Origin of the sequence: Pseudomonas sp. NPDC087817 (assembly GCF_044742875.1) — a bacterium.
In the GTDB taxonomy this organism is placed as follows: Bacteria; Pseudomonadota; Gammaproteobacteria; order Pseudomonadales; family Pseudomonadaceae; genus Aquipseudomonas.
Map to the genome: position 1 here is coordinate 42204 of NZ_JBIUVJ010000037.1, position 7920 is coordinate 50123.

General features: G+C 57.9%; 8 protein-coding genes and 1 tRNA gene. 4 read left to right on the forward strand and 5 right to left on the reverse strand.

Annotated elements, in window-relative coordinates; genetic code table 11:
* Nucleotides 1–163 precede the first annotated feature (163 nt).
* The 4 genes from ACIONG_RS20660 to ACIONG_RS20675 all read left to right on the forward strand — a co-directional run bounded on the left by ACIONG_RS20660 (nt 164) and on the right by ACIONG_RS20675 (nt 4009).
* Entirely contained in the window at nt 164–1540 is a 1377-nt protein-coding gene (locus ACIONG_RS20660; protein WP_315445603.1) for an L-serine ammonia-lyase, read from the forward strand.
* Nucleotides 1541–1681: 141 nt separating this feature from the next.
* Nucleotides 1682–2806, forward strand: coding sequence for a glycine cleavage system aminomethyltransferase GcvT (gene gcvT / locus ACIONG_RS20665; RefSeq protein ID WP_401302395.1), 1125 nt, complete (start codon nt 1682–1684; stop codon nt 2804–2806).
* Nucleotides 2807–3211: 405 nt separating this feature from the next.
* Nucleotides 3212–3424, forward strand: coding sequence for a cold-shock protein (locus tag ACIONG_RS20670; protein WP_003227496.1), 213 nt, complete (start codon nt 3212–3214; stop codon nt 3422–3424).
* Between the two features lie 96 nt (nt 3425–3520).
* Complete coding sequence (locus ACIONG_RS20675) at nt 3521–4009, forward strand: RDD family protein (protein ID WP_103303963.1); 489 nt, start codon at nt 3521–3523, stop codon at nt 4007–4009.
* A gap of 135 nt (nt 4010–4144) precedes the next feature.
* Here ACIONG_RS20675 and nadA read toward each other — a convergent pair whose 3' ends face one another.
* The 5 genes from nadA to ybgF all read right to left on the reverse strand — a co-directional run.
* Nucleotides 4145–5203 (reverse strand): quinolinate synthase NadA, encoded by a 1059-nt coding sequence (nadA, locus tag ACIONG_RS20680; RefSeq protein WP_401302398.1) that lies wholly within the window; start codon nt 5201–5203, stop codon nt 4145–4147.
* A 271-nt stretch (nt 5204–5474) separates the two neighbouring features.
* A tRNA-Lys gene (locus ACIONG_RS20685) sits at nt 5475–5550 on the reverse strand.
* Nucleotides 5551–5612: 62 nt separating this feature from the next.
* Complete coding sequence (gene queC, locus ACIONG_RS20690; RefSeq protein ID WP_401302400.1) at nt 5613–6305, reverse strand: 7-cyano-7-deazaguanine synthase QueC; 693 nt, start codon at nt 6303–6305, stop codon at nt 5613–5615.
* 1 nt (nt 6306) lies between these two features.
* Nucleotides 6307–6954: a 7-carboxy-7-deazaguanine synthase QueE gene (gene queE / locus ACIONG_RS20695; RefSeq protein ID WP_103303960.1), complete on the reverse strand. Its 648-nt coding sequence runs from the start codon at nt 6952–6954 to the stop codon at nt 6307–6309.
* Between the two features lie 166 nt (nt 6955–7120).
* On the reverse strand, nt 7121–7920 hold an 800-nt coding region (ybgF, locus tag ACIONG_RS20700; protein WP_401302402.1), incomplete at its 5' end, for a tol-pal system protein YbgF.

The following is a 7920-nucleotide window of genomic DNA, read 5'->3' on the forward strand; positions in this document are numbered from 1 at the left end:
ACACCGCAAAACCTGTGGGAGCTGGCTTGCCAGCGATGAGGGTGGATCAGTCTCCACTTCTATTGCCTGACACACCGCCATCGCTGGCAAGCCAGCTCCCACAAGGAACGCATCAAGCCTGATATTCCGCCAATTCCTATAACAAGAAACCGGAGAACCACTCATGTCGTTAAGCGTGTTCGACCTGTTCAAGATTGGCATCGGTCCCTCCAGTTCCCACACCGTCGGCCCGATGCGCGCTGCTGCGCGCTTCGCTGAAGGCCTGCGGCGAGAAAACCTGCTCGGTGCAACGGCCAGCGTTCGCGTCGAACTGTACGGTTCCCTCGGCGCCACTGGTAAAGGTCACGGCAGCGACAAAGCCGTACTGCTCGGCCTCGAAGGCGAACACCCGGACACCGTCGACACCGAAACCGTCGCCGCGCGCCTGCAAGACATTCGCGGTAACGGCCGGCTCAACCTGCTCGGTGAACACAGCATTGCGTTCAACGAGAAAGAACACCTGGCGATGATCCGCAAGCCACTGGCCTATCACCCCAACGGCATGATCTTTCGTGCATTCGATGCGGCGGGCCTGCAGATTCGCAGCCGCGAGTACTACTCGGTCGGTGGCGGTTTCGTGGTCGACGAGGATGCGGCCGGTGCCGATCGCATCGTCGAAGACGCCACACCGCTGACCTTCCCGTTCAAAAGTGCCAAGGATTTGCTCAGTCATTGCGCCACCTACGGTCTGTCGATCAGTCAGGTGATGCTGACCAACGAAAGCGCCTGGCGCCCGGAAGCGGAAACCCGTGCCGGTCTGCTGAAGATCTGGCAGGTGATGCAGGACTGCGTCGCGGCGGGTTGCCGTAACGAAGGCATCTTGCCGGGTGGTTTGAAGGTCAAACGACGTGCGGCGGCGCTGCATCGGCAACTGTGCAAGAACCCGGAATCAGCGCTGCGCGATCCGTTGTCGGTGCTCGACTGGGTCAACCTCTACGCCTTGGCGGTCAACGAAGAAAACGCCAACGGCGGGCGCGTGGTCACGGCACCGACCAACGGTGCGGCGGGGATTATTCCTGCTGTTTTGCATTACTACATGCGCTTTATTCCCGGTGCGAATGACGACGGCGTGGTGCGATTTCTGCTCACTGCGGCGGCCATCGGCATTCTCTACAAGGAAAACGCCTCCATCTCCGGCGCCGAAGTCGGTTGTCAGGGTGAAGTCGGCGTTGCCTGTTCAATGGCGGCCGGCGCGTTGTGTGAAGTGCTCGGCGGCAGCGTGCAGCAAGTCGAAAACGCTGCGGAGATCGGCATGGAACATAACCTGGGCCTGACCTGCGACCCGATTGGCGGCCTGGTACAAGTGCCGTGCATCGAGCGCAATGCGATGGGCTCGGTGAAGGCGATCAACGCGGTGCGCATGGCCATGCGTGGCGACGGTCAACATTTCGTCTCCCTCGACAAAGTCATTCGTACCATGCGCCAGACCGGCGCCGACATGAAAAGCAAATACAAAGAGACCGCCCGCGGCGGTCTGGCGGTCAACATTATCGAATGCTGAACCTTATTTAACTCCGCCTCCCTCAGGGAGACGATCGTACTTAGCCCCCTCTCCCTCCGGGAGAGGGCTGAGGTGAGGGGCTTTTGATCTGGATCTCAATCTTGCCCCTCATCCCAAACTCAAATTTTCAAGGAGCCACGCATGTCCACCGAACAACTGTCGAAAACCCCGCTGCACGCTCTGCACATCGAACTTGGCGCCCGCATGGTGCCGTTCGCCGGCTACGACATGCCGGTGCAATACCCGTTGGGCGTGATGAAAGAACACCAGCACACCCGTGAGCAGGCCGGGCTGTTCGACGTTTCGCACATGGGCCAGATGCGCCTGACCGGTGCCAACGCCGCCAAAGCCCTGGAAACCCTGGTGCCGGTGGACATCATCGACCTGCCAGTGGGCATGCAGCGTTACGCGATGTTCACCAATGAAACCGGCGGCATTCTCGATGACCTGATGGTCGCCAACCTCGGTAACGACGAACTGTTCCTGGTGGTCAACGCGGCGTGCAAGGATCAGGATCTGGCGCATCTGCAAAAACACATCGGCGATCAGTGCACCATTACGGAGCTGTTCGAAGCGCGTGCCCTGCTCGCTCTGCAGGGTCCAGCCGCCGTTACGGTGCTGGCGCGCCTCGCGCCTGAGGTCGCGAAAATGACTTTCATGCAGTTCAACCGCGTGCAATTGTTGGGTGTGGATTGCTTCGTCAGCCGTTCGGGTTACACCGGTGAAGACGGTTTCGAAATCTCGGTGCCAGCCGCCGATGCGGAAAAACTCGCTCGCGCCCTGCTCGCCGAGCCAGAAGTCCAGGCCATTGGCCTTGGCGCTCGCGACTCGCTGCGTCTGGAAGCCGGCCTGTGCCTGTACGGCCACGACATGAACACCGACACCACGCCAATCGAGGCCAGCCTGTTGTGGGCGATCTCCAAGACGCGCCGCGCTGATGGCGCACGGGCCGGCGGTTTCCCGGGTGCAGAACAAGTCTTTGCTCAACAAGAGAACGGTGTCGCGCGTAAACGCGTCGGCCTGCTGCCGCAAGAACGCACGCCAGTGCGTGAAGGCGCGGAGATCGTCAACGAAGCGGGCGAGATCATTGGCAGCGTGTGCAGCGGCGGTTTCGGACCGACCCTGGGCGGGCCATTGGCGATGGGCTACCTCGACAGTGCTTATGTCACCCTCGATACAACCGTTTGGGCCATCGTGCGTGGGAAAAAGGTGCCAATGCTTGTAAGCAAAATGCCATTTGTTCCACAACGCTACTATCGTGGTTGATTGACTGTTTCTATAAGTAACGCGATTGCGTTATGCGTGCACTAATGTGTAACGCAATCGCCACAAAAAAGTGCATTTTCTAACAGTCGATTCGAATATGAACTTTGCTTATAACGTTCGAAAAGATTTGAACAAGCTAATCGTCTAAGCCTGCACTAGTGGACCGACTAACTGCCAGCAAGTGCAGCAAAACCGGGCCCTTGCGGGGGCTTGTTTTTTCTCCCGTAGTTGGCGTAGAGTTTGTCCACTGTGTTTGCATGGGTCAGCTTGGAATCGTGACCTGGGCAGTAGCCTACAAGTTAGCTACATCCCGTTCGACGTCTTCTTACTCTCCTGCAACCAGCCCCAGTACTCTTTCATGAGAAAGAGACTGTCATCAATTTATTGCGTCAAAGGAAATAAGAAATGTCCACACGTCAGAGCGGTACCGTCAAGTGGTTTAACGACGAGAAAGGTTTTGGTTTTATCACTCCAGAAAGCGGTCCGGATCTGTTCGTGCATTTCCGCGCCATCCAGGGCAACGGCTTCAAGAGCCTGAAAGAAGGCCAGAAAGTGACTTTCGTTGCTGTGCAAGGCCAGAAAGGCATGCAGGCTGACGAAGTACAAGCAGAAGCCTGATCTCTGTAACGAAAAAGCCCCTGATATTGATATCAGGGGCTTTTTTGTGCGCGCGAATCCGTAAAATGGCGCTTCATTTTGCGTCCAGAGGCTGCCATGTCGAAAAACCTGCTCACCCCCCAGGGCGACTTTCCTCCCGTTGGCCTCGGCCGTCGTCTGGCCGCGATGTTCTATGACTTTCTGCTGTGCACCGCTCTGCTGATCGTGACCGGCTTCGTTTACAAGTTGATCCAGGCGGCGATCATCGGCGAAGAACGTTTGCGAGCAATGACCGATGCCGGCAAACTCGACGGCGATCCGCTCTATTCGACAGTGCTGTTGCTGGTGCTGTTTGCCTTCTTCGCCAAGTTCTGGACCCATGGCGGGCAGACACTGGGTATGCAGGTGTGGGGGATTCGCGTGCAGAACGCCAATGGCGAGGCGATCAGCCTGTGGCAGGCGCTGCTGCGCTTCATGGTGTCGATCGCTTCGTGGCTGTGCGTAGGGCTCGGATTCTTCTGGTCCCTGTACGACAAGCAGAAGCGCACGTGGCACGACATCTATTCCGACACCCGCGTGGTGCGGATTCCGAAGAAGACCAAGTAATTTCCAGACGCCAGAAACCACAGTAGGAGTGAGCCTGATCGCGATAGCGGTGTGTCAGCAAACATAATTGCTATCTGACACACCGCTATCGCAACCAGGCTCACTCCTACAGGTTTGTTTGTTGCCTGAAAGACCTCAGGCGTTACCGGCCAGCTTCATCCGCGCCGCTTGCGTAAAGTCCAGCATCCGCTTCAACGGCCGAATCGCCTGCGGAATCAACGCCGGATCAACAAAGATCTCGTTCGTCCCTTCCTTCAAGCTCTTGAGCGTGCGCTCAAGGGTATTCATGGCCATCCACGGGCAATGTGCGCAACTGCGACACGCGGCGCCGTTACCGGCGGTTGGCGCTTCAATGAAGACCTTGTCCGGGCACAGCTGCTGCATCTTGTAGAAGATGCCTCGGTCGGTGGCGACAATCAGCGTCTTGTTCGGCAGGCTTTGCGCGGCAGCGATCAATTGACTGGTGGAGCCTACTGCATCGGCCAGTTCGATCACCGAAGTCGGCGATTCCGGGTGCACCAGAATTGCCGCGTCCGGGTACAGCGCTTTCATGTCTTCGAGCTGCTTGGACTTGAACTCTTCATGGACGATGCAGGCACCGTCCCAGAGCAACATATCGGCGCCGGTCTTGCGTTGGATATAAGTGCCCAGATGCTTGTCCGGCCCCCAGATGATGGTCTCGCCGTTGTCCATCAGGCTTTCGACGATTTCCAGTGCGCAGCTCGATGTCACCACCCAGTCAGCCCGCGCCTTCACTGCAGCGGAAGTGTTGGCGTAAACCACTACCGTGCGCTCTGGATGCTGATCGCAGAACGCCGAGAACTCGTCCACCGGGCAACCCAGGTCGAGCGAGCAAGTCGCTTCCAGAGTTGGCATCAGCACACGTTTTTCAGGATTGAGAATCTTCGCGGTCTCGCCCATGAACTTCACGCCGGCGACCACTACGGTCTTGGCCGGATGAGCATTGCCGAAGCGAGCCATCTCCAGGGAGTCGGAGACACAGCCGCCGGTTTCTTCGGCCAGAGCCTGAATCACCGGGTCGCAATAAAAGTGGGCAACCAACACCGCGTCCTGAGCCTTGAGCTCGGCGGCGATGGCAGAACGGTAATAAGCCTCTTCCTCGGCCGTCAGCGGTTTGGGCTGTTTGGCATCGAGGTGGGCTTGAACCAGACGGCGTTCGGAAATCTGCGTCATGTTCGCAAGACCTGCAGGCGCTTTCGCGCGAAAGTCGAGTATACACCCGGCTCCGGACCGCTTGAGGGTACCGCCGGGAGAGTGAGTTTTATCAGGCACGGACAGCGTTGAAGCTGCGCAAGGCTACAGAATATCCCGTTGATACAAAAGATGATTCTGACCTGCGTCAGCGCGGCTGCTGCTGAAAGAACATACACCGGAAATGCAGGCAAAAAAAAACCCGGAAATCCTCACTTTCGTGGGCCTTCCGGATTTTCTAAACCGCCAAATATGGTGGGTCGTGTGGGATTCGAACCTACGACCAATTGGTTAAAAGCCAACTGCTCTACCAACTGAGCTAACGACCCGCTGTGTGGTGGCGCGTATAATACTGATTTTTAAGGACTATTCAACACCTTTTTGAAAAAAATCAAAAATAAGGTGTTGGATCCTCCACACCGGCTGCCGCAAAGCCTTCTGCACGCAGGCGGCAACTGTCGCATTTGCCGCATGCGCGGCCGTCATTATCGGCCTGATAGCAGGAAACGGTGAGGCCGTAATCGACACCAAGCTTCACGCCTGCCTGAACGATTTGCGCCTTGCTCAAATTCTGCAACGGTGCCCGGATACGGAAGCCATTGCCCTCGACACCGGCCTTGGTCGCCAGATTCGCCATGCGTTCGAACGACTCGATGAACTCGGGACGGCAATCCGGGTAACCGGAATAGTCCACGGCGTTCACACCGATGAAGATGTCGCGAGCGCCGAGCACTTCAGCCCAACCCAACGCCAGAGACAGAAAAACCGTATTGCGCGCCGGCACATAAGTGACCGGGATGCCCTCGCCCAGCTCCTCCGGAATGTCGATGCTGCTATCAGTCAGTGCCGAGCCGCCCATGCCGTTCAGGTTGAGGCCGATCACCTTGTGTTCGACCACACCCAGATCCCGGGCAACGCGGGCAGCAGCGTGTAATTCTGCGTGAGAGCGCTGGCCATAATCGAAACTCATGGTGTAGCAGCTATAGCCTTCGGCGCGGGCCATGGCCACGACGGTTGCCGAGTCGAGGCCGCCGGACAGCAGGATGACCGCACGTTTTTCGGTGGTGTTCAGTTGTTCGGTCATGTCAGCGCCCCGGCTCATCGTTCCAAAGATATTTATGCAACTGCAATTGCAGGCGTACCGGCAAATTGTCTGCCACCACCCAGTCCGCCAGATCCCGAGCATTCAGGTCATGGTGGCTAGGCGAGAACAGCACTTCGCCGGCGCGTCGATCCAGTCCGTACTGAATCAGCTTGGAAACCGCCCAGTCGTAGTCTTCCCGCGAACAGATGACAAACTTCACCTGATCGTTCGGGGTCAGCAGTTCGATATTTTCGTAACGGTTGCGGTGAGCTTCTTTCGAACCCGGCGTCTTCAGGTCGACCACGCGACTGACGCGCGGATCGACAGCCGAAACGTCAAGGGCGCCGCTGGTTTCCAGCGAAACCTCGTAACCGGCATCACACAACTGTTTGAGCAAGGGAATGGCGTTCGGCTGTGCCAACGGCTCACCGCCGGTGACGCAGACGTAGCGCGGTCGAAACCCGGCTACTTGTTCAAGGATGTCGTCGAGGGTGCGGATTGTCCCGCCACTGAACGCATAGGCACTGTCGCAGTATTGGCAACGCAATGGGCAACCGGTCAGGCGCACAAAAACCGTGGGCAGCCCCGCGGTCCGCGTTTCCCCCTGCAAAGAGTAGAAAACTTCGGTAATTCTCAATGTGTCTTGCATAGTCGCCACGGGCGTAACAGCTAAACAGGCTGTCCGCCTCCGTCAGGCACTTCAGGCAATCCCGCCAACGCGTAGACCACAAGAAGCGTGTTTCAGAAAAAGGGCGTGAATTCTAACGAAAAAACCCGCGACAAGCGCGGGTTTCTTCCAAACGGGTAAAGCTGCGTTACATGCGTTGCAGATCGCGCTGGGCCAACTGCGCGGCGGACGTGCCCGGATATTGGGCCACCACCTGCTGCAGGATGCCTTTGACCTTGTCGGTGTGACCGAGACGGCGCTCTACATCGGCGAGCTTGTACAGCGAATCCGGCACTTTGGCATGCTTGGGATACAGCTGCGATACCTTGGCAAACGCCTGACCTGCACCTTGCAGATCACCTTTGGCCAGGTTCACTTCACCCAACCAGTACTGGGCATTGCCCGCGTATTGGCTGTTCGGGTATTTGCGCAGGAAAGCGGCGAAGGCCTGGCTGGCCTTGTCGAAATCCTTGGCTTTGATCAGGTCGAAAGCGGCATCGTAATACAGCTTTTCCTTGGCCGGATCACCCGGTTCACTACTTGCAGCAGGTGCCTGGGCAGCAGCCCCGGCGCCAGCGGCAGCACCGGCAGCAGCACTTGCATCGCCACCGGCAGAAGAATTCTCAGGAGTCGCGGCAGGTGCAACACCGGATCCTATGCGCCGATCAAGATCCTGGTATCGCTCCAGGGATTCTTGCTTCATGCGCGCAACCTGATTCTGCAGTTCTTCAATCACGCCTTGCTGGCGCGAAATCTGATCCTGCATTTGTTGCAGTTGGTTGAACAGCATGCCTTGTGCCGAGGCAGGGGCCGAAGCCGCTCCCCCGGCATAGGCGCCGTTCGTACCGTAACCCGCAGGCGGATAACCACTCCCGCTATTGTTATAACCGGAGTTGTCATCGACCACAGGAACCGCAGCCCACGCCGCAAGCGGCGCGAGGCTGAGAG

Bases quoted from the DNA above. Each gene is read 5' to 3' on its own strand.
- queC (WP_401302400.1), bottom strand. From the start codon at position 6,305: ATGACCGAACAACTGAACACCACCGAAAAACGTGCGGTCATCCTGCTG.
- gcvT (WP_401302395.1), top strand. From the start codon at position 1,682: ATGTCCACCGAACAACTGTCGAAAACCCCGCTGCACGCTCTGCACATC.
- ACIONG_RS20670 (WP_003227496.1), top strand. From the start codon at position 3,212: ATGTCCACACGTCAGAGCGGTACCGTCAAGTGGTTTAACGACGAGAAA.
- nadA (WP_401302398.1), bottom strand. From the start codon at position 5,203: ATGACGCAGATTTCCGAACGCCGTCTGGTTCAAGCCCACCTCGATGCC.
- ACIONG_RS20675 (WP_103303963.1), top strand. From the start codon at position 3,521: ATGTCGAAAAACCTGCTCACCCCCCAGGGCGACTTTCCTCCCGTTGGC.
- queE (WP_103303960.1), bottom strand. From the start codon at position 6,954: ATGCAAGACACATTGAGAATTACCGAAGTTTTCTACTCTTTGCAGGGG.
- ACIONG_RS20660 (WP_315445603.1), top strand. From the start codon at position 164: ATGTCGTTAAGCGTGTTCGACCTGTTCAAGATTGGCATCGGTCCCTCC.